The sequence below is a fragment of the Kitasatospora sp. NPDC001527 genome (genome assembly GCF_040298605.1).
Taxonomy (GTDB): domain Bacteria; phylum Actinomycetota; class Actinomycetes; order Streptomycetales; family Streptomycetaceae; genus Kitasatospora.
In genome coordinates this window covers 38,628-65,086 of sequence record NZ_JBEPAM010000008.1, presented here as the reverse complement: position 1 = coordinate 65,086, position 26,459 = coordinate 38,628, and the positions used below count along the sequence as shown (strand labels likewise).

19 protein-coding genes and 1 other RNA gene are annotated in these 26,459 nt (G+C 76.5%); 8 read left to right on the top strand and 12 right to left on the bottom strand.

Annotated elements, in window-relative coordinates; genetic code table 11:
• Positions 1–145: 145 nt before the first annotated feature.
• Both ABT238_RS11005 and ABT238_RS11000 read left to right on the top strand, forming a co-directional pair.
• Positions 146–955, top strand: a complete 810-nt coding sequence (locus ABT238_RS11005) for a class I SAM-dependent methyltransferase (RefSeq protein WP_350562122.1) — start codon at positions 146–148, stop codon at positions 953–955.
• The gene (locus ABT238_RS11000) at positions 952–2,034 is read left to right on the top strand and encodes a prenyltransferase (protein WP_350562124.1); all 1,083 of its coding nucleotides are present in this window, start codon (positions 952–954) and stop codon (positions 2,032–2,034) included. Before ABT238_RS11005 ends, ABT238_RS11000 begins: the two co-directional genes overlap by 4 nt.
• An 88-nt stretch (positions 2,035–2,122) precedes the next feature.
• On the opposite strand, the gene ABT238_RS10995 is transcribed toward ABT238_RS11000, so the two are convergent.
• The 5 genes from ABT238_RS10995 to ABT238_RS10975 form a co-directional block, all read right to left on the bottom strand.
• A complete protein-coding gene (locus tag ABT238_RS10995) occupies positions 2,123–3,103 on the bottom strand; it encodes a hypothetical protein (RefSeq protein ID WP_350756629.1) in 981 nt (326 codons plus the stop codon).
• Between the two features lie 242 nt (positions 3,104–3,345).
• Positions 3,346–4,407, bottom strand: coding sequence for an N-acetylmuramoyl-L-alanine amidase (locus ABT238_RS10990; RefSeq protein WP_350756626.1), 1,062 nt, complete (start codon positions 4,405–4,407; stop codon positions 3,346–3,348).
• A gap of 7 nt (positions 4,408–4,414) precedes the next feature.
• Entirely contained in the window at positions 4,415–5,674 is a 1,260-nt protein-coding gene (locus ABT238_RS10985; RefSeq protein ID WP_350756623.1) for a hypothetical protein, read from the bottom strand.
• A gap of 257 nt (positions 5,675–5,931) precedes the next feature.
• On the bottom strand, positions 5,932–6,591 hold the full coding sequence (locus ABT238_RS10980; RefSeq protein ID WP_350756620.1) for a class I SAM-dependent methyltransferase: 660 nt from the start codon (positions 6,589–6,591) through the stop codon (positions 5,932–5,934).
• Positions 6,592–7,123: 532 nt separating this feature from the next.
• Positions 7,124–8,503 carry a M48 family metallopeptidase gene (locus tag ABT238_RS10975; protein WP_350756617.1) on the bottom strand — a complete coding sequence of 460 codons (1,380 nt, stop codon included), beginning with the start codon at positions 8,501–8,503 and terminating at the stop codon, positions 7,124–7,126.
• Positions 8,504–8,653: 150 nt separating this feature from the next.
• On the opposite strand from ABT238_RS10975, the gene ABT238_RS10970 reads away from it, so the two are divergent.
• Entirely contained in the window at positions 8,654–9,730 is a 1,077-nt protein-coding gene (locus ABT238_RS10970; protein ID WP_350562136.1) for an alcohol dehydrogenase catalytic domain-containing protein, read from the top strand.
• 64 nt (positions 9,731–9,794) lie between these two features.
• On the opposite strand, the gene ABT238_RS10965 is transcribed toward ABT238_RS10970, so the two are convergent.
• From ABT238_RS10965 to ABT238_RS10940, 6 genes are all read right to left on the bottom strand, one after another.
• Entirely contained in the window at positions 9,795–9,965 is a 171-nt protein-coding gene (locus tag ABT238_RS10965) for a hypothetical protein (RefSeq protein ID WP_350756614.1), read from the bottom strand.
• Between the two features lie 143 nt (positions 9,966–10,108).
• On the bottom strand, positions 10,109–11,818 hold the full coding sequence (locus ABT238_RS10960) for an ATP-binding cassette domain-containing protein (RefSeq protein ID WP_350756611.1): 1,710 nt from the start codon (positions 11,816–11,818) through the stop codon (positions 10,109–10,111).
• 370 nt (positions 11,819–12,188) lie between these two features.
• Positions 12,189–13,880 carry an ATP-binding cassette domain-containing protein gene (locus ABT238_RS10955; RefSeq protein WP_350756608.1) on the bottom strand — a complete coding sequence of 564 codons (1,692 nt, stop codon included), beginning with the start codon at positions 13,878–13,880 and terminating at the stop codon, positions 12,189–12,191.
• Positions 13,881–14,009: 129 nt separating this feature from the next.
• The gene (locus ABT238_RS10950) at positions 14,010–14,153 is read right to left on the bottom strand and encodes a VenA family class IV lanthipeptide (protein ID WP_153882823.1); all 144 of its coding nucleotides are present in this window, start codon (positions 14,151–14,153) and stop codon (positions 14,010–14,012) included.
• Between the two features lie 177 nt (positions 14,154–14,330).
• Positions 14,331–16,340 (bottom strand): S9 family peptidase, encoded by a 2,010-nt coding sequence (locus ABT238_RS10945; protein ID WP_350756606.1) that lies wholly within the window; start codon positions 16,338–16,340, stop codon positions 14,331–14,333.
• Complete coding sequence (locus ABT238_RS10940; RefSeq protein WP_350756603.1) at positions 16,337–19,849, bottom strand: class III lanthionine synthetase LanKC N-terminal domain-containing protein; 3,513 nt, start codon at positions 19,847–19,849, stop codon at positions 16,337–16,339. The genes ABT238_RS10945 and ABT238_RS10940 overlap by 4 nt, the downstream gene beginning before the upstream one ends.
• Before the next feature lie 709 nt (positions 19,850–20,558).
• Between ABT238_RS10940 and ABT238_RS10935 the strand changes: the two genes are divergently transcribed.
• Genes ABT238_RS10935 through ABT238_RS10925 form a run of 3 tightly spaced genes read left to right on the top strand, consistent with a single transcriptional unit; the run spans position 20,559 to position 23,321 of the window.
• Positions 20,559–21,395 carry a Nif3-like dinuclear metal center hexameric protein gene (locus tag ABT238_RS10935; protein ID WP_350562148.1) on the top strand — a complete coding sequence of 279 codons (837 nt, stop codon included), beginning with the start codon at positions 20,559–20,561 and terminating at the stop codon, positions 21,393–21,395.
• 23 nt (positions 21,396–21,418) lie between these two features.
• A complete protein-coding gene (locus ABT238_RS10930; protein ID WP_350562150.1) occupies positions 21,419–22,162 on the top strand; it encodes a zinc ribbon domain-containing protein in 744 nt (247 codons plus the stop codon).
• Between the two features lie 4 nt (positions 22,163–22,166).
• On the top strand, positions 22,167–23,321 hold the full coding sequence (locus ABT238_RS10925) for a bifunctional RNase H/acid phosphatase (RefSeq protein WP_350562152.1): 1,155 nt from the start codon (positions 22,167–22,169) through the stop codon (positions 23,319–23,321).
• Positions 23,322–23,399: 78 nt separating this feature from the next.
• Here ABT238_RS10925 and yaaA read toward each other — a convergent pair whose 3' ends face one another.
• Entirely contained in the window at positions 23,400–24,185 is a 786-nt protein-coding gene (yaaA, locus tag ABT238_RS10920; protein ID WP_350562460.1) for a peroxide stress protein YaaA, read from the bottom strand.
• A gap of 383 nt (positions 24,186–24,568) precedes the next feature.
• On the opposite strand from yaaA, the gene ABT238_RS10915 reads away from it, so the two are divergent.
• Entirely contained in the window at positions 24,569–26,011 is a 1,443-nt protein-coding gene (locus tag ABT238_RS10915; RefSeq protein ID WP_350562462.1) for an MFS transporter, read from the top strand.
• A 13-nt stretch (positions 26,012–26,024) separates the two neighbouring features.
• Positions 26,025–26,424, top strand: an RNA gene (gene rnpB / locus ABT238_RS10910) — RNase P RNA component class A.
• Positions 26,425–26,459 lie beyond the last annotated feature (35 nt).

Below are 26,459 nucleotides of genomic sequence, written 5' to 3'. Positions count from 1 at the left end.
CCGGCGGCGACCGGCCGCACCCGCTCCGCCGGGCGGCGCGCGCACCGCCCGGTCCGCCCCGCACGCCCCGTATGCCCCGTACGCCCCCGCGATTTCTCTGACTCGGCGTCAGGAACCTTGGGTACCGAAGGAATGGGAGTCCGCAGTGCTGACCGTTGATTTCTCGCGCTTCCCGCTCGCCCCCGGCGACCGGGTGCTCGACCTGGGCTGCGGCGGGGGGCGGCACGCGTTCGAGTGCTACCGGCGCGGGGCCAACGTGGTCGCCCTCGACCAGAACGCCGAGGAGATCGCCGAGGTCAGGAAGTGGTTCGCCGCCATGGAGCAGGCCGGTGAGGCGCCGCAGGGCGCGTCCGCGGTCGCGATGGAGGGCAACGCGCTGGCCCTGCCGTTCGAGGACGACCACTTCGACAAGATCATCATCTCCGAGGTGATGGAGCACATCCCGGACGACAAGGGCGTGCTCACCGAGATGTTCCGGGTCCTCAAGCCCGGCGGACTGCTCGCCGTCACCGTGCCGCGCTGGCTGCCCGAGAAGATCTGCTGGGCGCTCTCCGACGAGTACCACGAGGTCGAGGGCGGCCACATCCGGATCTACCGGGGCGACGAACTGCTCGACAAGCTCAAGGACGCCGGCCTGGAGCCCTACGGCACCCACCACGCGCACGCGCTGCACTCGCCGTTCTGGTGGATCAAGTGCGCGGTCGGCGTGAACAACGACAAGGCGCTGCCGGTCAAGGCCTACCACCAGCTGCTGGTCTGGGACATCGTCGGCACCCCCGTCATCAGCACCCTCACCAAGGCCGCCGAGCGGGCGCTCAACCCGGTCATCGGCAAGAGCTTCGTCGCCTACGCCTCCAAGCCCCACCGGCCCGGGGCCGACCGCGGCGCGGCGGGGGCTTCGGACACGGCGGGCACGGCGGGCACGGCGGAGCGGGCAGCGGGCGGGACCGAGTGACCGCCGCCGTCCCGGAGGTCCTGCTGCTCGACGGGGTGCTCGACGCCGAACAGGCCGCCGGCACCGTCCGCAGCATCCTCGCCGAGCAGCAGCCCGACGGCGCCATACCGTGGTTCCGCGGCCACCACCTCGACCCCTGGGACCACACCGAGGCGGCGATGGCGCTGGACACCGCCGGGGAGCACGCCGCCGCCGAGGCCGCCTACCGGTGGCTGGCCGGGCGCCAGAACCCGGACGGCTCCTGGTACGCCGCCTACGCCTACGGCCTGCCCGACCACGCCGACGGCGCGGTCTGCAACCCGGCCAAGGAGACCAACTTCTGCGCCTACGTGGCCGTCGGCGTCTGGCACCACCACCTCTCCACCGGCGACGACGCCTTCCTGGAGTGGATGTGGCCCACCGTCCGGCGGGCGCTGGACTTCATCGTCGCCCAGCGGCTGCCCGGCGGTCCGATCGCCTGGCGGGTCGACGAGCACGGCGCGGCCACCGACGAGGCGCTGCTCACCGGCTCGTCCAGCATCCTGCACGCGCTGCGCTGCGGACTGGCCGTCGCCGACTACCTGGAGGAGCCGCAGCCCGACTGGGAGCTCGCGGCCGGCCGGCTGCGGCACGCCGTCACCCACCACCCCGAGCGGTTCCTCGACAAGGACCGCTACTCGATGGACTGGTACTACCCGGTGCTCGGCACCGCGCTGCGCGGCCCGGCCGCGCTGGAGCGGATCGCCCGGGACTGGGACCGCTTCGTCGTCCCCGGCCTCGGCGTGCGCTGCGTCAGCGACCGGCCCTGGGTCACCGGCGGCGAGAGCGCCGAGCTGGCCATGGCGCTCTGGGCGGTCGGCGAGTCCGACCGCGCGGTGGACATCCTGCGCTGGATCCAGCGCCACCTGCGGCACAGCGACGGCTCGTACTGGACCGGGTACGTGTTCGAGGACGACGCGATCTGGCCCGAGGAGCGCACCACCTGGACGGCGGGGGCGCTGCTGCTCGCCGTCGCGGCGCTCGGCGGCGACCCGGCGACGGTGGCGGTGTTCGGCGGCGAGGAGCTGCCGGCCGGGCTGGTGGTCCAGGACTGCTGCTGAACCGCGCTTGCCGTACGTACGCCGAAGGGGCGGGACCGGATCTCTCCGGTTCCCGCCCCTTCGGCGTACGTACGGGGTACCCGCGGGATCAGCCGCGCTGGATGCCCGAGGTGTCCGCGAGCACGCCCTGGGTGCCGTCCTGCAGCTGGGCGACCAGCGCGGTGCCGCGCTGCTCGACCGCCAGGTACCAGGTGCCCGGGACGAGCTCGCCGACCGGGGCGCCGGCCGGGTTGTCCTTCGGGGCCAGCTGACGCGGCGCCGGGACGGCGAACCAGAACGGGGCGAAGTCGGCCGCCGGGGCCGTCTGGGCCGGCTGCGGCTGCGCGGCCTGCTGGACGGAGGCCTGTCGGGCGGCCTCGGCCTCGGCGGCCTGCGCGGCAGCGGCCTGCTGGGCGGCGACGTCCTGCGGCTGGCCCGGGACGGGCTGGTGCTGGCCGGCCTGCGGGGCCGGGTAGCCGTAGCCGGCGGGCTGGCCGCCGAACGTCGGGGACGCCTGGTTCGGGTCCTGGCCCGGGGCCGGGTAGCCGTAGTGGCCCTGCTGGCCGGGCTGGCCGGGCTGGCCGGGCTGGCCGGGGGCCGGGTAGCCACCGGCCGGGAAGGCGGCGGGGGCGGCCGGGCGGTCGGTGACCAGCGGGGTCTTGAGCACCGGGATCAGCTGACCGCCGGCGGCGGCGCCGGCCAGCACGATCAGCGCGACGACGGCGAGCCAGGCGCCGATGCCGTGGTCGATGCCCTCCAGGCCGCCGCCGAGCGACCACAGCGCGGCCCAGAGCGCGGCCACCGAGAAGGCGATGCCCCACTGGTCCAGGCGCAGGCCGAGGATCTGGCGGTTCGCGGCCGCCTGGCCCTGGAAGCGCTGGACCAGGATCAGGGCCGCGGCGAGGATGCCGAGCAGGAAGACCGAGGGAAGGACGGGGAACAGGACGCTGTCCCAGGCGTTCGTCGAGGTGTCGCCGCAGTACTTGCTCTTGCAGTCGACGGTCCAGTACGGCAGGAAGGAGGCGATGAAGAGCAGGACGGCCGCACCTGCGACGGCGGCGTCTCCCTTGGTGAGAGCGCGCAGATTCACTAACGTTCCCCTCGTTGGTGTGTCGTGGTCGGCGGTTTTCGTTTCGGCGCTCGGCCGGTGTGCTGTCGGCGCCCGCCCGCCCGGTCGACTGACCGGCCGGAAAACCCCGAACGGACCAGAAGCCTAGGGCCAACGGCCGCACGGGTGCACGGCAGGGCACGGGTACGGGGCGAAGTCGTTGCAAATCACGCGGTTGCGACCACGCCGGTTCCGGTCCCGGCCGCCGGGCTCCGGCGGGGTTCCTACCGGGTGGTCAGGAACGCCGTCAGCGCGTCGGCGATCCCCTGGGCGGCCTGCTGGCGCCACTGAGGATCCGTCATCCGGCGGGCGTCCGCCGGGTTGCGCATGTTACCGCACTCGATGAACACCTTGGGGACGGTCGAGAGGTTGAGTCCGCCGAGGTCGGAGCGGGTGTCCAGGCCCTGGCTCGCGGTGTAGTCGGCGTACGGCTCGCCGGTCGCCGTGTGGAAGTTCTCACGCAGCAGCAGGCCGAGCCGGTGCGAGGGGTCGACGATCGCGGAGGTGTTCGCCCGGCCCGCGACCACCTTGGCGGGCATGATCACGTGGAAGCCGCTGCCGCTCGCCGGGCCGCCGTCGCCGTGCACCGAGACCGCCGCGTCGGCGTGGGCGGTGTTGCCGATCCGGGCGCGCTCGTCGATGCACGGCCCCCAGGGGCGGTCGCCGTCGTGGACCAGCACCACGGTGGCGCCCCGGGCGGCGAGGATCGCGCGGGCCCGGTGGACCACGTCGAGGGAGTACTCGGCCTCGGTGTAGCCGGCGTTGGTGGCGGTGCCGGTGGTGTCGCACTCCTTGCGGGCGTTGCCGATGTCGACCTTGCGGTTGATCTCGGTGGTGTGGGCGGAGTTCCCGGTGTTGTGGCCCGGGTCGAGCAGGACGGTGCGGCCGGCCAGGGTGGTGGCGGTGGGGGCGGCGGGCGCCGGGACGGGGGCGGCGGGGTCGGCCGGGGTGCCGGCCGCGGTCGCGCCCGGGGTGGCCGGGGTGGCCTGGGTGGCCTGGGTGGTGGGCGCGCCCTGGGCGGTGGGGCCGGTGGCCGGCGGGGCGGCGTCGGGCGTATCGGGGCCGGGGCCGCCGACGGCCTGCCAGCCCAGCCAGCTGACCAGGCCGAGCGGGGCCAGAACGCCGACCACGGTCGCGGTGCGCCGGAGGGCGGAGCGGCGCCGGGGGCCGGCGGTGGCGGTCGCGGTGGTGGCGGCGGTGGGGGCGTCGGGGCCGTCGGGGGGCGCGGGGGCCGTGGTGTCGACCGGGTCGACCGGCTCGGTGGGGCGGCGGGTGGTGCGTGTCACGGGTGGGTCAGATCCGGTCCTGGGTACGGGCGGTGAGTCCGAACTGGTCGGCGATCGTCCGCCACTTCGTCACGAAGTCCTTCTTCGCCTGGGTGGCCTGCGGGTTGAGCTCGTCGGCGCGCTTCTTGTCGGCGGTGTTCGGGGCGGAACCCGAGCAGCCCTGGGTGGCGACCGTCCGGGCCCAGCTCGCGTACGCCCGGTCGATGTCGGCGGACAGTTGCCAGGCGGACTTCAGCGACTGTACGGCGTCCGCGCCGCCCGGCAGGTCGGTGACACTCAGGGTGGCCAGCTTGGTGAGCAACTGGTCGCGCTGCTTGGCGCCGTTGTCGAAGGTCTGGGCGGCGGACTCGATGTCGGGCTTGGCCGGGCAGCTGTTCACCTTGGCGACCGCGCTGCCGATCGGGGCCTTGGCGCCCTCGCCCTGGGTGAGCAGCTCGTCCAGCGCCTTGGCCTGGGACTGCGCGTTGGGACCGCCGGCGGTCTCGGTCGGGCTGGGGGTCGCGCTCGCCGTGGCGGCGTCGGACGCCCCCGGGGTCGGCGCGCCGGCCGAACCGTCGGGGGCCGGGGCGGGCGGCGGGTTCCCGGACGCGTCGGCGCTGCCGGTGGCGGCGGCGGACGGGGTCGCGGGGCCGGCCTGGTCGGTGCCGGAGCCCTTGTCCCGGACGGCCCAGAGGATGCCGCCGCCCAGGGCCAGCACGAAGAGCAGGGCGAAGGCGATCAGCAGCGGTGCGCGCTTGCTGGCGGTGCCGCCCTCGTCGTCGGGCTCGGCGTAGGCGGTCGGGTAGTCGGGGTGGTAGGGCGCCGCTTGGTCGTACTGGTCGTAGCCGGGCTGGTCGTAGCCCGGTTGGGGGTGGCCGGAGTGGCCGGGGTGGCCGGGGTGGTTGTACGGGGCCTGGGCGCCGTAGCCCTGCTGGGGCGGGGGCGGGTAGGCGGCCTGCTGCGGCGGCTGGTGGGGTGCGCCGTACGGCGGGCCGCCGGCCGGGGCGGCCTGCGGGAACGCCGGGCCGGGCCGTGGCGGCACCGGGTGCGGCGGAGCGGGCTGCGGCGGCACTGGTTGCGGGATGACGGCCGTCGGGGCGTCGTCGGCGGGCGGTCCGGCCGGCGACCGCAGGGGGTAGGACGGCGCGGCGGGCGCGGTCGGGGCGGTGGGCGGCGGGGCGGGGGCGGCCGGCGCGGAGGGCTGCTGGGGACCGCGCACCCAGCCGCCCGCACCGCCCCGGGCGGTCGGGTCCCAGACCGCCGGAGCGGTGTTCTGCTGGTCCGTCATCTGTGCTGGCCCCCACGGTCGGCCCGGGTGCGCTCCGCCCGGATGTTCTGCTGGTGTCATGCGGCCGTGCCGCGATCGCGGGCGTCCGCGACCGCGCGGACACCGTACCGTTCGCGCCCCCGCCCGACAGCCCCGGCACGACGTTAGAGCATCCGTGATCGCCGTGGGGCGGGTCGGCCGATTCCGGACGCTGTGCGGGGGCCTGGGGGTGTGGGGGGGCCTGGGGGTCTGGGGGTGCGGGGGCGGTGCCGGACGGCTCAGGCGGCGGCGCGGCGGCGCAGGACGCGCAGCGAACCGGTCACCGAGACCTCCTCGAAGCCCTCGGCGAGCGCCCGTAGGTAGACCCGGTAGGGGGCCTGGCCGCCGTCGGCCGGGTCGGGAAAGACGTCGTGGACCACCAGTAGGCCCTCGGGCGCCAGATGCGGCGCCCAGCCCTCGTAGTCGGCGGTGGCGTGCTCGTCGGTGTGGCCGCCGTCGATGAAGACCAGAGCGAGCCGGCCGCTCCACAGGGCCGCGATCTGCGGCGAGCGGCCGACCAGGGCGACCACGTGCTCCTCCAGGCCGGCCGCGTGCAGGGTGCGGCGGAACCGGGGGAGGGTGTCCATCCGGCCGACCTCCGGGTCGACCAGCGTCGGGTCGTGGTACTCCCAGCCGGGCTGCTGCTCCTCGGAGCCGCGGTGGTGGTCGACGGTCAGCGCCACCGTGCCGGTCTCCCGGGCGGCGGCGGCCAGCAGGATCGCGGAGCGGCCGCAGTAGGTGCCGATCTCCAGCACGGGCAGCCCACCGGTCCGGCGCGCGGCGGTCACGGCGGCGGCGTACAGCGCGAGGCCCTCGTCGACGGGCATGAACCCGGTCGCGTCCTCGAACGCGGCCAGCACCTCGGGCTGGGGGCGCGTGGTCTCCAGGAGGTCGGACATGGTGCTGCTCCTCGGCGGGGGTGGTCCAGTGTTCCTGCTCGCCGTCGGACCCTACTCGACGGTACGCCCCGCCCTCGCCGCTGCCCCGTGCCCGCCCCCTCGCCGTGCCCGGCGCTCGCCGCTGCCCCGTGCCCGGCGCTCGCGGGTGCTCCGGCCTCGCGCCCCCTCGCCGTGCCCGGCCCCGCGCCGTGCCCCGGCGCTCGCCGCTGCCCCGTGCCGCCCCGACGCCGTCCTCACCCTCGCCGCTGCCAGCCCTCCCGCCCTCCCGGCCGCTTCCAGAGCCTGCGTGCCGTCCTCGGGCGCAGCCGTAGCGCTTGCTGCCGCCACCGGCGCTGGGCGGCAGGAATATGCAGACCGGTCTACCTATCTCGCACGAAATATGTAGGCCGGTCTAGATACGCCGACCAGTTACTCCACTAAATAAGTAGACCGACCGACATATTCCTGCTGATACGGCCCCCACCCGGAGAAGCCTCCCGGAGTAGGAAGTCGGCCGGTCCGACTTCCTACTCCGGGCCGACGGCCACCTCGCTCAGCCGGCGAGGAGGGTGCGGGCGATGCGGGTGCGGTGCGGGGCGAGTTCGGCGGCGATGGTGGTGGCCTCGCTCCGTGGGCAGGTGACGGTGGCCGGCAGCGGCGGGCGCTGGGCGATGAGCGCGAGCCGCAGGTGGGTCGGCGGGTGCGAGGCGTCCACGGCGTGCCCGTCCTGCCGCGAGCGGCGGAGCAGCCGCTCACGCTCCAGCGGCGGAATCGCGGCCAGGTGCTCGCGCAGTTGCGGCCAGAGCGCGTCGGCGTCCGGCCCCGCGGCGGCGTCCCGCCGGCCGGACCGCGGCCGCGACTGGATCTCGGCGCGCAGCCGCATGGTCACCGTCCCGGCCGCCGGGCCGAGCAGCAGCGTCCGCAGAAGTCCGCCCGCCGCCTCGGAGGACGCGACCCGCGCGCCGAGCCCGTCGGCCCGGTACTCGGCCTCCTGCCCGGCCCGCGCCGTGAGCCGGTCGAGCAACAGGTACGCCCGGTACGGCAGCCGGCTGACGAGGTGCAGGAAGGCGTTGCCCAGGTAGTCCCCGATCAGCGACAGCAACGCGACCACGCCGTACCCGCCCCTGGTCCGCTCGCGCGGCCGGGCGAGGTCGTACCAGTGCGCCAGCGCCCGCATCGCCGAGCCGAGCCACAGGCCGCGCCGGTTGTCGCCGTTGACCCGGTGCGCGATCTCGTGGCCGAGCAGCGCGATCCGCTGCCGGTCGTCCAGCGCCTCCCACAACGGCAGCCCCAGCGTGAGCACCGACGTCCGGCGCAGCCCCACCACCGCCATGCTCGCGTTGAAGTCCTCGTCGACCCGGATCACCCCGACCGGCGGCGCCCCGAGTTCGGCGGCGACCCGGTCGGCCAGCCCGTACAGTGCGGGGGCATCGGCCCGGCTCAGCACGCCCGCGCCGCTCGGCACCCGGCCGAGCCGAGGCCGGAGCAGGAAGGCGACCGCGAGGAGGAGGGCGCCCAGGCAGCGCAGCGGCGTGTTGCCGGTGACGAGCAGCCAGAGGGCGGCCCCCGCCACGACGACGGTGACGGCGTGGACCGGGGCCGCGAGGGCCGAGGCGGCGAGCCAGTCCCGCCGGGTGGTGCCGGTGCGGCCGGCCACGACCTCCTCGAACAGTCGCTCGGTCCGCTCGGACGCCGCCCGTTCCCGCGCCACGACCTTGGCGTTCTTGGCGCACTCCTCGGCGGCCTCCTCCGCGGGAACGAGGTTCCACTCGCACGCCGGGCACCAGGCGGTGAACCGGGGATCGGGGTCGATCGCCGCGGAGCACGCCGGGCAGGGGCGCGGACGGTCGGAGGAGGCGGACGGTGGCGGCGACGGCGCGGGCGCGGGCGCAGGCGCAGGCGCTGACGACAGCGAAGCGGCGGGGTTCGGCATGACGGAGGATCATGCCAGGTGCGGCGGACGGGGGCGCTCCGTTTTCCACCGGGTCCGACCGGCCGGGTGGAACACGTTCTACTCGGCCCCGGCGCGCCGTGCCAGAATCGGCCCGACCAGCGATCCGCGACGGACCCGGGAGCAGCCCCCATGCGCGCAGCCATCCTGCACAGGACAGGTCAGGAGACGCTCGACGTCCGCGACGACGTCGAGGCCGTGGGCTTCGGCCCCGGCAAGGTGCGGGTCCGGCTGCGCGCCGCCAGCCTCTGCCACTCCGACCTCTCGGCGATGAGCGGCGTTCTGCCCCAGCCCGCGCCGTTCGTCCCCGGGCACGAGGGCGCCGGGGACGTCGTCGAGGTCGGCGAGGGCGTGACGGACGTCGCCGTCGGTGACCGCGTCGTGCTCTGCTGGATGGCGCCCTGCGGCCGGTGCGCGCACTGCGAACGCGGCCGCTCGCACCTCTGCGTGGCCAGCCTGCGGCGGCTCGGCGCGCCCGGCTTCCGCTTCGACGGGACGGAGGCGTCCGGCTTCTACGGCACCGGCACCTTCGCCGAGGAGGTCGTGGTGGAGCGCGAGGCGGTGGTCCCGGTGCCCGCCGACCTGCCGTACGAGCTGGCCGCGCTGATCGGCTGCGGCGTGACCACCGGCGTCGGCGCGGCCGTCCACACCGCCCGGGTCGAGCCCGGCGCGTCGGTCGCGGTGATCGGCGCCGGCGGTGTGGGCGTCGCGGCCGTGCAGGGCGCGCGGGTCTGCGGCGCGGGCCGGATCGCGGTGGTCGACCCGGTGGTCTCCCGCCGCGAGCGGGCGCTGGCCTTCGGCGCGACCGAGGCGCTCGCCCCCGAGGAGCTCAAGGCGGTGGCGAAGGGGCTGGAGGGCGGCGGGTTCGACTACGTCTTCGAGGCGGTCGGCCGCTCCGCCACCGTCCGGGCCGGGTACGGCGCGACGCGGCGCGGCGGCGCGCTCGTGGTGATCGGTGCCGGGGCGCAGGACGACCTCGCGAGCTTCAGCATGGGCGAGCTGTTCTTCAACGAGAAGCGGCTGCTGCCCTCGCTCTACGGCGGGGCGCCGCTGGCGCGCACCGTCGCGCTGGTGGTGGAGCTGTGGCGGGCCGGGCGGATCGACCTTGCGGGGATGATCACGCACCGGGTCGGGCTGGCGGACGTCAACGACGCGCTCGCGCAGATGCGCAGCGGCGAGGCGCTGCGGACCGTGGTGACGCTGGGCTGAGTGTGCTGCGGGGCTGAGCGCCGGGCCCCGCCGGATGTTCCGGCGGGGCCCCACGGCGGGTCGCTCAGCCCTGGTCGGCCGCGGCGCGGTGGCGGCCGTGCGGGTCGACCTCGGGGCTGTCGTCGGCGGCGGACCGGCCGCGGTGGCGACCGTGCGACGCGGTGTCCTCGGCCGTGGTCCCGTCGGCGTCGGTCCCGTGGACGGGTCCGGTGGTGTCGGTGAGGGTGTCGGACATCAGAATCGTCTTTTCCTTGCGAGGGTGCAGGTGTTTCGGCGCCCGGCCGGCACATCGAGGGCGCGGTCGGGGCGTGGCCGGCGGTCGCGGCCCGCACCCCGGCCGCCACCTTAACCGCCGGAGCGGGCGAGATCCTATCGAGATCATGACGGCCGTCCGGGGACCGGCGCGGCCCCGGACGGTCCCGGGCGTGCCGGTGACGCCGCCCCCAGCCAGTGGCCGACCAGCTCGCGGTAGAGCGGTGCGAGCACCTGGAGGTCGCCGTGCCGGGCGAGCACCCCGCGACCGCCGTCCAGCAGCAGGACGCGGTCGGCCCGCAGCGCCGAACTGATCCGGTGCGCCACGACGACCAGTGTGCCGGGCCGCTCGGCGAACGCCCGCTCGACCCGTTCCTCCGCCGCCGCGTCCAGCCGGCAGGTGGCCTCGTCGAGGACGACGACCGGTGCGGGGGAGAGGTAGGTCCGTACCAGGGCGATCAGTTGACGCTCACCGGCGGACAGTGCGGCCGGGTCGCCGATCCGGGCATCCGGGCCGCCGAGCCGGGTGAGCAGCTCGCCGGCGCCCAAGAGGTCTGCGATGGAGGTGAGTTGGCGGTCCGTGGGCGGTGCCTCGGCGAGCCAGGCGAGGTTCTCGCGGACGGTCCCCGGGAAGACGTACGCCTCCTGCGGCAACAGGGCCACCAGGCGGGCGCGTTCGGGCCCGGGCAGGGTGTGCGGGTGGACGCCTCCCACCGTCACCGCGCCGGACGACGGGGTGAGCGCGCCCGCGAGCAGCGCGGCCAGTGTGGACTTCCCGGTGCCGCTCGGGCCGACCACGGCCAGGTGCTCGCCCGGCTCCGGCGCCAGCTCCAGTTCGGTGAACAGGGGTTCGGCGTGCGGGCCGTGGGTGTAGCCGAGGGCGGTGACGCGCAGCACGGGTGGCCGGCCTGCGGGTGCGGCCGTCGCCGTCGGGGATGGGGGCGCCGGTGCGGGCGGGGGCGCGGTCGCGGTGGTGAGCCGGTCCAGGACGACCGAGAGGTTCAGCAGCCAGCCGCCCACCGTTCCGGCCAGGGTCCGTACGGCCGGGTCGAGTTGTTGCAGCAGGTAGGTGGCGGCGCCCAGCAGTTCCCCGGCGGTGAGACCGCCCCCGTCCACCAGCCAGGGCGCTGCGGCGACCACCGCCAGGACGGGCAGCCGCCCGCCGAGCGTGACCACCAGCGACCGCAGCGCCGCCGCCCTCCCGAGCGCCCGCGAGGCTGCGGCGCTCTCGGCTGCCGCCTCGGCCAGTGCCTCGGCCGTCCGCCGCTGTGCCCCGGTCGCCTGTACGTCGCGCAGCCCGTTCAGCGTGCGGCCGGCCTCGGCCGCCAACCGCTCCTCGGCCAGCACGACCGCCCTCCGCCGCTGCACCAGCGGTCGTAGCAGCCGGGCGAACAGGGCCGCCGCCGCGAGCAACGGCAGCAGGACCAGCGGCAGTGCGGCCGGGGCGAGCACCGCCAGCCCGACCAGCGCGGCGACCAGGGTGACCCCCACCCCACGCAGTGTGCGGAGCAGCGTCGCGGTCAACTGCCGTACCGACTCGACCTGTTCGGTCAGTCGCGCGAGATCGGCCGGATCGGCGTACGGGCGGGCGAGCGCGGCCCGGACGACCCGGGCCACCAGCGCGTCCCGCAGCGGCTCGACCACCGCCGCGAGATGCGGGAACCCGGCCCGTGCCGCATACGCCCGCACCCCGGTCGCCACCCCGAACCCCGCGAGCCATCCCACCCCGACCGCCGTCCGCCCGGCCAGGAACCCCCGGTCCACGGCGGCCGACACCATCAGCCCCGACAGCACCACCGGGACCGCCTCCACGACCGACCATCCGGCCAGCCGCACCAGCGCTCCCCGGGAACCCGCGAGCTGCCGCCCGAGCAACACCCACCCCGGCGAGCGCCACGACCCGAGGGCCCGCCGCCCGTCCCCCGGTCCACCACCGTGCCGCCCCACTACCTGCCCACCTCGTCCCGGACGGCCCGCAGCCGGGGCGGCGCCATGTGGATGGGGAGGTGCGGAGCGGAATGTCGGCGGGCCCGACTTCCCGCGCTGCGGGCGCCGACTGCCCCCTCACGTGCGAGCTGCCACGTGGGCGGCATTGGTGGAGTGGGAAGTCGGCGAGGCCGACTTTCCGTGTGGCGGCGGTTGGCTGCGGGCTCGGGTGTGCGCTGCCAGGTGGGCAGTGTCCGTGGAGGGGGGAGATGGCGGGGCATCAGGCGGCTGCCATGGTGAGGGTGGTCCCGGCGAGGGTGGTGCGGTAGTCGGGGTCGGGGAGCAGGTGGTGGTGGGGGGCCAGGGCGCGCAGGTGGCCGTTGTCGAGCCAGGCGACCAGGTCGGCGCGGGCGGCGGCGGTTTCGCGGTGGGCGACCACCAGACGGGTGCGGCCCCGGGTGGCCCGGTCCAGGGCCTCGCCGACCTGGTACTCGGTGGCGAGGTCGAGCCCCGAGGTGGCGTCGTCCAGCACCACCACCCGGGTGGGGTGGGCCAACAGGCGGGCGAGGCCAAGGCGTTGGAGTTCACCGCCGGAGAGCCGGAGCTCGTCCAGCGGGGTGTCCCAGCCGAGCGGCAGCCGCCGCAGGAAGCCGTCCGCGCGTGCGGCCGCCGCCTCCGCGGGGCCCGCGCCGTTCAGTGCCTCGCGCACCGTCCGGCCGACCAGGGACGGGCGGGCGAACGCGTAGCCGACGGCGTCGCGCAGCGCCCCGGGGGCGAGCGCCGTCACCGGGACGCCGTCGAGGAGGACGGTGCCCTCGTCGGGGTCGCGCAGCCGGCCCGGCAGGGCGGACAGCAGCGACTTCCCGGAGCCCGACCGGCCCACGAGCGCGACCGTCGCCCCGCCGGGGAGGGTGAGGTCGAGGGGGCCGAGCAGCGTCCGACCGTCGTCGTCCCGCACCACGACGCCCTGGAAGACGAGGGTGCCGGGCCCGTCGGCGGGCGGTGCGGCGGTGCCGGCGGGGGCCGGTTCGAGGGCCAGCACCTCGTCCACCCGGGCCCGTCCGGCCCGGGCGTGCGCCACCCCGACCAGTGCCTCCACCTGCTCGAACAATCCGGCCCCGAGCGCCGCCCACCCGGCCGCCGCGGCCAGCCCGCCGGGAGCCAGCCGCCCGCCGGCCACCAGGGCGCCGGCGGTGGCCAGTACCGCCACCTCGACCACGGCGACCAGCACCATCGCCTGCCACGCCGTCCGCCGCTGCGCCGCCCAGAGCGCGTGCCCGGCCGCGGAGAGGTCCGCCAATGCGCCGCGCCCGAGCAGGCGGTCCGCCTCGCGGTGCCCGGCCCCGGCGGCGTGGATGCTGCGCAGACCGGCGAGGGCGGCGGTGAGGCGGGCGGCCAGGGCGGCCTGGGCCTCCTGGTAGCGGAGGAAGACGGGCCCGGCGTCCCGCAGGAAGAGCCGGATCAGTACGGCCCCGGGCAGCACCCCGCCGACGAAGGCGAGCGCCAGCCAGGGGGACAGCACCCCGAGCGCGACGATCGCCCCGAGCGAGCCGAGCAGCGCGGTGGCGGCCCCGAGGACGGCCGGCACCCGGCCACCGGCGTCCCCGGCGGAGCCGGTGAGGCGGGCGGCGAGGTCCCCGGGTGGCGGTCCGCCGCGGCCGAGCCGGCCGCCCGGGCCGAGCGCGAGCAGATGGCGGACGAGCCGGCCGCGCAGGTCGGCGGTGGCCTCGGCGGCGCACGCCGGACCGGCCGCGGCGGCGAGTGCGTCGGCGCCGGCGGCCGCGCCCAGGGCGAGGGCGAGCCGGAGCAGGGCGCCGGACCAGGCGCCGGCGGACGCCGAGCCGGAGCCGGGGTCGAGTGCGGTGTCGACGGCCCCGGCGAGGGCGGCCGGCAGAGCGAGCGCGGCGGCGGACCCGACGGGCAGCGCGACGGCCAGGACGGCGGTCCGGCCGGAGGGACGGCGGCGGGGCATGGGCGGTGGGCTTTCGTCGACGGGACGGAGGGGAAGAGGGGAGGGGCCCGGCGCAGCAAGGTGCCGTCTTCGCCTGTCCGGACAGGCGAAGACGGCACCTCGGCGTGCGCTACCGGCCGATCGCCACCACTAGCTGATGGTGAAGATCAGACAGGTCAGGATGAGACAGGTGTACTGGCAGCCGCCCCCGTGGCCGGTCAGCTCGACGGACTCGGTCTCCGGCAGCTCCTGCAGCGCCGCGAGGTCGGTCTCGAAGTCCACCATGTTCTCCATGATCGGGTTCCTCCCCTTGATGGTCGCGCCCACCGCGAACTGCGGTGCGGGCGCCGGTTGGTGCTGCCCGGGTGGCTCGTTGCGCCACCGCGGGGTGTTCCCCGGCCGCACAGGGCCGGGCGGCCCGGGCCGCGAAGGGCCCGGGAGTCCATGGGTTCGGCGAAGCGGTGGCCGGGGCTAACCCGGCCGCCCGGTGCGCAGGAAGGCGGCGAGCAGTTCGTGCAGCACCGCGCCGCCCTCCTCGGCCAGCACCTCGTGTCCGGCGCCCGCCGCCTCGACGTAGCGGAAGTCGGCCCCCTCGGTGCGTCCGATCCGCAGCAACTCGTGTCTCAGCGAACGCGATTGGCTCACCGGGACGACCTCGTCCCGGTCGCCGTGCACGATCAGCAGCGGTACGCCGATCCGGTGCGCGAGCTGGAGCACGTCGCGCGGCCCCCGGGCGTCCGCGATCGCCTCGCCGCCGCCCAGTCGGGTGGTCAACGCCCGGACGGGGGACGCGGCTTCGGCCAGCAGCCGGGCGCCCGACAGGAACGGCGCGACGACCGCGCAGCGCGTCATGTGCTCGGCCGGCGCGTGCGCCGCCGCCAGCAGGGCGAGGAACGCGCCGTAGCTGACCCCGAACAGGGCCGGCGGCTCCAGGCCGAGCGCGGCGCGCTGGCCGGCGACGTTCTCCAGCAGGTGGAGCACGTCGTCGAGGTCCGGCCCGCCCCAGGCGCTCCGGATGGCCATCGCGTGCGCCAACCCGTATCCGGTGGAGCCGCGCTGGTTCGGCGCGAGCACGGCCAGGCCCTCGGCCGCCATCCGTTGCAGGGCCGGGTCGAACTCCAGCCGCCAGGCGTCCGCCGGGCCGCCGTGCAGCGCCAGCACCAGGTGCGGGCTGCTCAGCCAGGCGTCCCCGCCGTACACCACCGCCTCCAGCGGCCCTGCCGGTCCGGCGAGTTCGAGGCTCTGCGCGGGATGCCAGCGGCCGCCGTCGCCGGGATCGGTCGACCCGTCGAGTTGCCAACCGCGCGGCGGAACAACGGAATTGACGGTACCGGGCCGCCAGGGCAGGACGGTGTCCCGCCACGGACCGGGCAGGCCGGAGCCGAGCGGCGCCAGTTGCAGGGGCAGCGGCACCGGCACCGGGCCGGACGCGGTGGCGGCGGCCGGGCCGTGCGCCAGCAGCGCGTCCACGTCCAGGGTGGCGAGCGCGGCCGGGTGGTCGGGCGCCGAGAACGGCATCCGCAGCCCGCCCGCCGACCAGTGCCCCACCGCGCCGAGCCGCCCCGACGGGACGGGCAGCGGGTCCAGCCGTCCGATCGCCGGCCGCCACAGGGCGAGCGAGCAGCCCGCGCCGTGGTCGGCCTGGATGGCGACACGGGCCCCGTCCGCGCCGGGCCGCAGCGCCACCGGCCGCAGGAACATGCCCGCCACGTGCAGGGCTTCGGGGAACCGCAGGGGTTCGCCGCCGCCCAGCACGCCCCAGCCGATCCGGTCGGTGCCGGGCGCGTCGCTGCGCACCATCGCGAACCGGCTGTCCGGGTCGAACAGCACCAGCCGGTCGTTGCTGCGCTCGCCGATCTCCAGCAGCGGGGTGACCGTGCCGCTGCGCAGGTCGAGCACCACGGTGCGCACCAGGCCGTCGCTCACCCGGTCGAGTGCCAGCAGCGCGCCGGCGTGGTCCAGCCAGACGCCGCCGCCGTGCAGGCCCGGGATCTCGGCGACCTGCTGCGGCACGGAGCCGTCGGCCCGCACCAGCCAGACGGTGGTGGCCGGCCGGGTGTCGCTGCCCAGGGCCAGCGCGACGGGCGCGCGGGGGCCGGACGGCGCGGCCGCCGGGAGCGGCAGCAGACGCAGGCCGGGCATCCGCAGCGTGGCCAACGGCCTTTCGGTGGTGGCTGGTTGGCCGTCGGGGCCGGTGGCGGTACGGAGGCTGACCAGATCGTGTCGCTCGCCGTCGTGCCGGCAGACCAGCACCGAGCCGTCCGGCAGGGCGACCAGCTGGGAGCGGAGGCTCTCGAAGCGGCTGCCCGGCAGGTGCAGCCCGGTCGGGACGGCGGGGCCGTCCACCGGGAGGTGCCAACTCTCCACGTACCAGCCGCCGTCGGCGGCGGAGGCGAGGCAGGCGGCGTGGCCGCCGTCGGCGGCGAAGGTGAAGCTGAGCCGGCGCAGCGCCTGGGTGGTGGCGCGGGTGGCCACGTTCATGACCTCACCGTCCCGGTCGGGCCGGGGGCGGCGGGTGCGGCCGTCGGACCCCCGCTGTACGGGGCGGGGTCCGCGTACGGGGCGGGATCCACGTACGGCGTGGGGTCCACCCAGAGTCGCGGGCCGCCGTGCCGCAGGCGCAGCAGGAAGGCCAGAGCGCCTGCCGTCCCGGTGCCGTACGCGGCGGCGGAGCCGGTCCCGGTCTCGTCCGGCAGGACCAGCAGGCCGTCCCGCAGGGCCGTCCGTGAGGCGACGAGGGCTCCCAACTCGGCGGCGGCATAGCAAAGTTCGGGATCGCCGGTGGCCTCGGCCAGGTCGAGCAGGAACTCGCCGTCGCCGGCCAGGCCGTGGCAGGCGGTGGTGCCGCTGTGCCAGCGTCCGGCGGTCACCGCCCGGCCGGCGGCCAGGGCCAGCCGGTGCGCGTCGGGGTCGCCGGTGGCGCGCCAGAGCCGGAGGAGGAAGGCGCCCGCGCCGGAGGATCCGCTGCACCAGTGCGCCAGGCGGACGTGCGCGGGGTCGTCTGCACTCTGCGGCCACCAGGCGGCCGGGCCCGCGGCGGCGCCCGGCGGGTCGAGGCGCGCGGTGGCGGCGAGCGTGCGGCCCGCCGCGAGGGCGCCGTCGAGCAGCGCGCGGTCGGCGGTGGCCTCGGCGGCGGCCAGCAGGAACGCGCCGACTCCCGCGACGCCGTGCGCGAAGCCGAGGTGGGTGATCCCGGCGAGCGCCGAGTCGAAGTCCCGCGGCACCGGCCACACCGTGCCGTACGGTGCCTGCTGCGCGGCCGCCAGCAGGCCTCGGCCGCAACGGAGCGCCCGGCCGAGGAACCAGGCCGGTTGCGCTGTCGACTCCTTCAATCCTTCCGCTGCGAATCGGAGTTGGAGGAATCCCGCACCGGCTGCGCCGTGGCAGACGTCCGGGTTGGGCCACTCGACGGCTATCCGCGACGCCAGCTCGGCCGCTCGCCCGGCCAGGGCGTGGTCGCCCAGCGCGCGGGCGGCGTCCAGCAGCGCCCAGGCGGCGCCCGCGCGACCGAAGTGCAGGCCGGGGAGCACCACGGGTTCGGCGGCGCACCGGCGCTCGATCCACTCGGCGGCAGTGCGGGCGGTGGTCCGGGCGGTCTCCCGGACGTCCTGCGGCAGCCCGGTGGTCGCGGCGGCCCGGGCGAGTACGGCGAGCACTCCGGCCGCGCCGTGCTGCACGTTGCACGGGTCGGAGCGCTCGCCCGCCGGCACCACGGGCCAGAGCCGGTCCCGGCGGGACGGCGTGGCGGTGGCGGCGAGATGCCGCAACCCGTCGTGCAGCACCCGGTCGAGGACGGCCGCCTCGGTGGCGGGGCCGGTGGCCGGAGCGGCGCTGACGTGCGGCGAGCGGGTGGTCGGCGCCGCACCGGTGGTGCCGGCCACGGTCTGCGTGTCCCAGAAAGCGGCGGCACCGCCCTCGGCCCCTGCCCCGGTGCTCCACGCGTCGCCGTCGTTGGGGACAGGGTGGTGTGAGGTGTCCGGGGCCGACGTGCTCCGGTAGGTGGGGTCGCCGTCGCCGAGCGCGCCCGCCACGGGCGGGTGCGGGTGCGCGGCCTCCGGGGCCGGCGTTTGCCGTACGGCGGGCGAGCCGTGGGCGGCCGCGAGCGTGCCGGGGTCCGCGGCGCAGTGGCGCCCGGCCTCCGGGACGGGTGCCTGCGGCGCGGTGAAGGAGCTGCTGGCGAGTGGTCCCGGGCTCGTGGCGTGCCGGTCAGCGGGGGAGCCGTCGGCGAGCGGGCCCGGGGCCGAGGCCTCCGGGACGGGCGCCCGCCGCACGGCGGGGCAGCCGTCTCCGATCCCACCCGCCGCCCCCGGGGCCTGCGGCCACGGGGCGGGCGCGGTCGTCAGGGACTCCCGTACCCGGGCCGGGATCCAGCGGTCCCGCGGCTCCTCGGCGCGCAGGCCGAGGACGGCCGGGGCGAGGCGTTGGGCGGTGGTGCCGCAGCGGGCGGCCAGGGCGAGCCAGCGGCCCAGCCGGTCGGCGACCGGGCGGGCGTGCGGGAGGTCCTCGGGCAGCAGCGGGTCGTGCCCGGTGGCGAGGAGGAAGTACAGCCCGCCGAGCGCGTACAGGTCGGCCTCCGGTTCGGCCGTGCGGACGCCGTCGCCGCTGCGGCCCGCCGCGAGTCCCGCGAAGGGCCCGCCGGCCCGGCGGTCCGGCGCGGCGGCGCCGTCCCCGCCGACCAGGGCGAGCCGCCCCGGCCCCTGCTCGGGGGCCCGGTAGCCGGGCGTGCCGGCCGAACCGGCACGGCTGCCGGCCTCGGCGGCCAGTTCCAGGTCGACCAGCCGCAGCGAGCCGTCCGGCTGGACGAGGACGTTGCCGGGGGAGAGGTCGCGCAGCACCAGGCCCTGCTCGTGGACCTGCTCGACGAGGTCGAGCAGGGCGTGGGCCATCGGACCGGCCTCGGCCCAGTCGACGTCCGGACTGCCGTCGCGGCGCAGCCGGGCCGCGACCCAGCTGCCCAGCGGTTGCCCGGCGATTCGTTCCTGCACGAGGAAGAGCGAGTCGTCCTGCTCGACGAGTTCGACCGGGCGCGGTGCCAGCCCCTGGCCCTCCAGGCGGGCGAGCAGGGCGGCCTCGTGCCGCAGCGCGGCGCGGGCGTCCGTGCCGGCGCGGTCCACCTCGATGTGCGCCCGGGCCTGCTTGACCACGACCTCGGCGCCGCCGTCGGTGTCCCGGCCGAGGAAGACGCCGCCCTTGGCGCCGTGCCGGATCGCCCCGGTGACCACGTAGCGCCCGGCGAGCAGCACCCCTCCGCTGCCGCGCCGCCGCTTCGGTGCCGGCCGGCCCGCGCCCGGCCGGTACCCGGACGCGGCGCCGTACCCGGCCACGGCCCCGGCGCGCGCACCCGCAGCGCCCGCACCGCCGCCGGACCCCTCATCCCCTCCGCCGGACCCCTCCGGCTCGTCAACGGCCAGCGGATCCCGCGCCCACGGCGGGCACCGGTACGCCGCCCCCCGCACGTCCTCCACCCGCTCGCCGCCCGGCCCGCGCAGCATCGACCGGTACCCGCCGTCGTTGCCCAGTTCGGCGCGGGCCGCGATGGCGCCGTACCGGTAGTGGACGAGGCTGCCCGGCCGGTACGGGCGGTCGGAGAGCACCACCGGGCCGGGCAGGCCGTCGGTGGCCCGGTGCAGCGCGGCCGCCAGCCGCCGGAACTGCGCCTCGCCGCCCGGGTAGACGGTGATGAACTTGCCCGCCGAACCCCGGTCGCTGTTGCGCGAGTTGAGCTGGTGCAGCTGCGCCGGCCCGGCCGCGAACTTGAACGCGCACGGGTCCTCGGCGAGCACTTCGGTGACGGCCGCGAGCACCGCGCCGCCGACCGTCGAGGCGGCGCTGACGTGGAGCTTCCAGCCCTCGTCGGGCAGCTCGCCCGCGGACGGCCTGGCCGTGCACCAGAAGCCCTCGACGGCGACCCGCCAACCGACCTGCCCGTCGGTCCGCGCGTCCCCGCCGCCTCCCCGGCCTCCGGCGGCGGCCAGCGCCGTCCGCGTCATCTCCGGCCACGGACCGGCCGCATCCGGCCCGTGACCGGCCGAGTCCGCGCCTCCGGCCGGACGCAGCGATGTGCCCGCTCCCATTCGCCACCACATCCCTTCGTCTGGTGCCGGCGCGCCCCTCCGGTGCCCACTGCTCCGGCACCGGGCGCGCGGCCACGGCCTGAATCGGTTCCTCGGAAATGCCCGGGTGCGCTGCCCCGGCGGCCGTCGACACCCGTCGACACCGCCCCGGCCGCGTCCGCCGGGGGCCCCGGTCCGTCCTGCCCGACCCGGGCCCGTACCTCCGGCGGAGCGCCTTCCCGACCCCCCTGGTCGGGCAACTCCCGCTGGCAGAAGCGAAGTTACTTTCGGTAGCGAGGGATGCTCAATCCGAAGCCGGTCACTTCACTCGTAAGGGTGATCCGGGCGCCGTTTCGAATTCGTGCGAACGGTTCGGTGTGCGCGGCGCCCGGCCCGCCGTCCCGCGTGAACCGTGCCCGCGCGCCGGTCGAACGGGGCCGCGCCGCGCGCCCGGGGCGGCCGGACCGCGGGATGCCGCAGGTTGACGCGCAGCCGTACGGCCAGGTCCGCCCGCCGCCCGCCCGTCCCCGTCCCTCGCCGTCCGCCGCCCACCCCGCCCCCGTCCGTCCCCGTCCGCCGCGCGGACCCGCCGCGACGGGGGAACCGGGCGGACCGCCGTCGCCCGCGCGCACGGTAGTCTCGACAGGTGCCGAAACTGTCCGACGTCATCACCGCCCTCGAAGAGCTGTACCCGCCGCAGTGGGCGGAGTCCTGGGACGCCGTCGGCCTGGTCTGCGGAGACCCTCAGGCCGAGGTCCGCCGCGTGCTGTTCGCCGTCGACCCCGTGCAGGCGGTCGTCGACGAGGCCGTCGAGTGGGGGGCCGACCTGGTGGTCACCCACCACCCGCTGTACCTGCGCGGCACCACCACCGTCGCCGCGACCACCTTCAAGGGCCGCGTCGTGCACACCCTGATCCGCAACGGGATCGCCCTGCACGTGGCGCACACCAACGCCGACCACGCCGACCCGGGCGTCTCGGACGCGCTCGCCGAGGCGGTCGGCGTGACCGTCACCGGCCCGCTCGTCCCGGACCCGACCGACCCGCTGGGCCGGCGCGGCACCGGGCGGGTCGGCCTGCTGGAGCCCCCGCTGACCCTCGCCGTGTTCGCCGCGAACGTCGCCAGGGGGCTGCCGGCCACCGCCGCCGGCGTGCGGGTCTCCGGTGATCCGAACCGCCTGATCAGCCGGGTCGCGGTGTGCGGCGGCTCCGGCGACAGCCTGTTCGCCGAGGTGCGCGCGGCGGGCGTGGACGCCTACCTGACCGCCGACCTGCGCCACCACCCGGCCTCCGAGGCCGCCGAGGCGGCGCCGGTCGCGCTGGTCGACGCCGCGCACTGGGCCACCGAGTGGCCCTGGCTGCCGCTGGCCGAGCGGGCGCTGCACGGCGCCGCCGAGCAGCACGGCTGGACCGTGGAGACCCGGGTCTCCCGCACGGTGACCGACCCGTGGACCGCGCACGCCCCCATGTCCTTCCCCGCCTGACCCGATTCACAGGAGCTCTCCGCTTGAACGCCGCGCCCGCCGACCAGATCCGCCTGCTCGACCTCCAGGCCATCGACTCCAAGCTCGACCAGCTGGCCCACCGGCGGCGCAGCCTGCCCGAGCACGCCGAGATCGACAAGGTCAACGCCGACCACACCGCGCTCAAGGACCTGGTGGTCGCCGCCCAGGCCCAGCACGGCGACACCACCCGCGAGCTCACCAAGGCCGAGCAGGACGTGGAGCAGGTCCGCACCCGGGCCGCCCGCAACCAGCAGCGCCTGGACTCCGGCGCCATCACCTCGCCCAGGGACCTGGAGAACCTCCAGCACGAGATCGGCTCGCTGGCCAAGCGCCAGGGCGACCTCGAGGACGTCGTCCTGGAGATCATGGAGCGGCTGGAGTCCGCCCAGACCCGGGTCACCGAGCTGACCGCGCGCCTGGAGCACTCCACCGTCGTGCTGACCGAGGCCGAGGGCCGCCGGGACGCCGCCTACGCCGAGATCGACGCCGAGGCGGAGAAGGTCAAGCGCGACCGCGAGGCCGTCGCCGCCGTCATCCCGGCCGACCTGATGAAGCTCTACGGCAAGCTGCGCGAGACGCAGGGCGGCGTCGGCGCGGCCCGGCTGTTCCAGCGCCGCTGCGAGGGCTGCCGCACCGAGTTCTCGATCACCGAGCTGAACTCCATCAAGGCCGAGCCGGCCGACAAGGTGGTCCGCTGCGAGAACTGCTCGCGGATCCTGGTCCGCACCGCCGACTCCGGCGTCTGATCCGGTGACGGCGCGCAGGTTCGTCGTCGAGGCGGACGGCGGCTCCCGGGGCAACCCGGGGCCGGCCGGCTACGGCGCGGTGGTCCGCGACGGCGACACCGGGCAGATCCTCGCCGAGGCGGCCGAGTTCATCGGCCACGCGACCAACAACGTGGCCGAGTACAAGGGGCTGATCGCCGGGCTGCGCGCGGCCCGGGAGATCGACCCGGGCGCCTCGGTGGACGTCCGGATGGACTCCAAGCTGGTCGTCGAGCAGATGTCCGGCCGGTGGAAGATCAAGCACCCGGACATGCAGCCGCTCGCCGCCGAGGCCCGCGAGGTCTTCCCGCGCGGACGGGTCCAGTACAGCTGGATCCCGCGCGAGAAGAACAAGGACGCCGACCGGCTCGCCAACGAGGCGATGGACGCGGGCAAGGCCGGCCGCCAGTGGGAGCCCCGGACCGCCGTCGCCGCCACCGCTTCCGAGCCGGGAAGCGCCGAGGAACCGCTGGAGACCGCCGTGCCCAGGGCGGGCTGGGCGGCCCCCGCGGACCTCGGCACCCCGACCACCCTCGTCCTGCTCCGGCACGGCGAGACCCACCTCACCCCGGAGAAGCGGTTCTCCGGCAGCGGCGGCACCGACCCGGAGCTCTCCGAGAAGGGCCGCTGGCAGGCCGAACGGGCCGCCGAGGCGCTCGCCGCGCGCGGCTCGATCCAGGCCGTGGTCGCCTCGCCGATGCGGCGCACCCGGCAGACCGCCGAGGCCGTCGCCACCCGGCTGGGCCTCGACGTCCGGTTCGAGGAGGGGCTGCGCGAGGTCGACTTCGGCGCCTGGGAGGGGCTGACCTTCGCCGAGGCGCGGGAGCGGTACCCGGAGGACCTCACCGCGTGGCTGGGCTCCACCAAGGTGCGGCCGACCGGCGGCGGCGAGAGCTTCGCCTCGCTCACCCACCGGGTCGGGGTGGCCCGGGACAAGGTCCTGGCCCGCTACCCGGGGAAGACCGTGCTGGTGGTCTCGCACGTCAGCCCGATCAAGACGCTGGTCCGGCTGGCGCTCGGCGCCCCGCCGGACTCGCTGTACCGGATGGAGCTGTCCGCCGCCTCGCTCTGCGCCGTCCAGTACTACGCGGACGGCAACGCCTCGCTGCGGCTGCTCAACGACACCGGGCACCTGCGCTGACGGCGCCGGGGCCGGTCGGACGATCCGACGGGCCCCGGCTGCCGGCGCTCTCCGGCGCCCTGCTGTGCTCTTCCGCGCTCAGTGCACCTCGGTGACCACCACGTCCAGCTGCCACGGCTTGCGCGCGGTGCCCTCGGCGGCCACCTCCACCCGGTGGCCCAGCCCGAGCAGCGCCTCCAGCAGCTCGCCCGGCGTCTTCGGCTCGGCGCCCGCCACCAGCAGGTCGCGGACCAGCCGCCCCTTGGTGGCCTTGTTGAAGTGGCTGACGACCGTGCGCCGGCCGTCCCGCTCCTGGAGCACCCGCACGGTCGCCGTCCGCGGGACCACCTCGCCGGCCGGCTTCCACGCCGCCGCGTAGGCGGAGGAGCGCAGGTCCAGCACCAGGCCGTCGGCGACCTCCGGCAGCACGTCCGCCATCGCGCGCCGCCAGTACGCGCCGAGCGCCCCCGGGCCGGGGAGTTTCACGCCCATCGAGCAGCGGTACGGCGGGATCCGGTCACCGATCCGCACGGCGCCCCAGAGCCCGGAGAACACCAGCAGGCTCCGCCCGGCCCGGTCGTACGCGGCCTCGTCCAGCGTCGCCAGCCCGAGGTTGTCGAACAGCACGCCGGTGTACACCTGCCCGGCCGGGAGCGCCCCCGCCGTCGGCAGCCCCGCGTTGCGCGCCACCTCGCCGCGCAGCCCCGGGCTCAGCCCCAGCACCCCGGCGGCCTCGTCCCCGTCCCCGCGGCACAGCGCGACCAGCGCCTCCAGCACCTCCGCCCGCGCCGCCGTCAGCCCGGGCAGCGACAGGCCGCCGAGCGCCACCGGCACCCCGTCCCCGGACGCGGCCTTCCCCTCCGAGGGCGGCAACAGCACCAGCACGACGGACTCCTCCACACTCCACGGCACCGACCACGCCACCCTACGCAACCCACCCCCACCCCGGAAAACCACTGGTGACCCCCGCCGCGGCGGGAACCACCGCCGACGAGGTGGGCCGACGGGGAGAGCCGGCGGAGTCCAGGCCGTTCCCCGCCGCCCCGCCGCCCCGCCGCCCCGCCGCCCCGCCGCCCCGCCGCCCCGCCGCCCTCGGCGCGCTCGGCGCGCTCGGCGCGCGGGCCGGTGGCGGGCGCGCGGGGGTGGGGTGCGCCACCCGGACGGGCCGCTTCGTGACCGTCCGGGCGGCGCCCGGGTGGGAGGATCGACGCGTGCCCGAAGCGACCCTCGTGAGCGCGCCGCCCGCCGATCCCGGGCGGCGGCGCCGGATGCTGATCCTGGCGATCTGCTGTCTGAGCCTGTTCATCGTCGGGCTCGACAACACCGTGGTGAACATCGCCCTGCCGCAGATCCAGCGGGACCTGGACGCCCCGGCCTCCGGCCTGCAGTGGATCATCGACGCGTACACCCTGGTGCTGGCCTCGCTGCTGATGCTGTTCGGCTCGCTGGCCGACCGCTTCGGCCGCCGCCGGGTGTTCCAGACCGGCCTATTGGTCTTCGTGCTCGGCTCGCTGCTCTGCAGCCTGGCGCCCGGCCTGGGGTGGCTGGTGGCCTTCCGGGCGGTGCAGGCGGTGGGCGGTTCGATGCTCAACCCGGTGGCGATGTCGATCATCACCAACACCTTCACCGAGCCGCGCGAACGGGCCCGGGCGATCGGCATCTGGGGCGGGGTGGTCGGTATCTCGATGGCCCTCGGACCGCTGCTCGGCGGCTTCCTGGTGCACGCCGCCGGCTGGCCGGCGATCTTCCTGATCAACGTTCCGGTCGGGCTGCTGGCCTGCCTGCTGACCGCCCGCTACGTCCCCGAGTCGCGCGCGCCCCGGGCCCGCCGGCTCGACCCGGTGGGACAGCTGCTGATGATGGTGCTGCTCGGCTGCGGCACCGGGGCGATCATCGAGGGCCCGGCGCACGGCTGGACGTCCCCGCTGATCCTCGGCCTGGCCGCGGCGGCGCTCGCCGCGCTGGTGGCCTTCCCGCTGTGGGAGCGCCGGGTCGCCGAGCCGCTGGTCGACCCGAGGTTCTTCCGCAGCGCGCCGTTCACCGGCGCCACCGTGACGGCGGTCTGCGCCTTCGCCTCGCTCGGCGGCTTCCTCTTCCTGAACACCATCTACCTCCAGGACGTCCGCGGCTACAGCCCGGTGGAGGCCGGCCTGTGGACGCTGCCGATGGCCGGGATGATGCTGGTCTGCGCGCCGGTCTCGGGCCGGATCGTCGGCGCCCGGGGCCCGCGGGTGCCGCTGGTGCTGGCGGGCCTCGGCCTGGTCGCCAGCGGCCTGCTGCTCACCCGGCTGGCGGCCGACTCCCCGCCGGGTCTGCTGCTGGCCGCCTACGGGCTGTTCGGCTTCGGCTTCGGCTTCGTGAACGCGCCGATCACCAACGCCGCCGTCTCCGGCATGCCGCGCGCCCAGGCCGGGGTGGCGGCGGCCGTCGCCTCCACCAGCCGGCAGGTCGGCCAGTCGCTCGGCGTCGCCGTGATCGGCACCGTGGTCACCTCGGCGGTGGTCGGCACGGTCGCCTCCGGCTTCGCCCCGGCGAGCCACGCGGGCTGGTACGTCGTCGCCGGCCTGGGGGCCACGATCGGGCTGCTGGGCCTGGTCACCACCTCCGAGTGGGGCACCGCCACCGCCGCCCGGGTGGCCGCCAGGCTCGGCGGCGACCCGCCCCTGACCCGCCCCGGAGTTCGGGAGGCCCCGCCCGAGCGGCTACCATGACCACTACGGCGGAAGAGCCGGCCGGGCGGTCGCGACGGGTCCTCAGGGGCCCGCCGAGGAACGTCCGGGCTCCACAGAGCAGGGTGGTGGGTAACGCCCACCCGGGGTGACCCGCGGGACAGTGCCACAGAAAACAGACCGCCCGCCGCTTCGGCGACGGGTAAGGGTGAAACGGTGGTGTAAGAGACCACCAGCGACCGGGGTGACCCGGCCGGCTCGGTAAACCCCACCTGGAGCAAGGTCAAGATCGGCGCCTCCGGGCGCCGTGCGCGGATGTCCGAGGGCTGCTCGCCCGAGTCCGCGGGTGGACCGCACGAGGCTGTCGGCAACGGCAGCCCTAGATGGATGGCCGTCTCCCCGGGCCGCGCAAGCAGCCCGGGTGACAGAACCCGGCGTACAGGCCGACTCTTCCGTCGCCTGGCTTGAGTGAGGCCCCCCGACCTGCAAA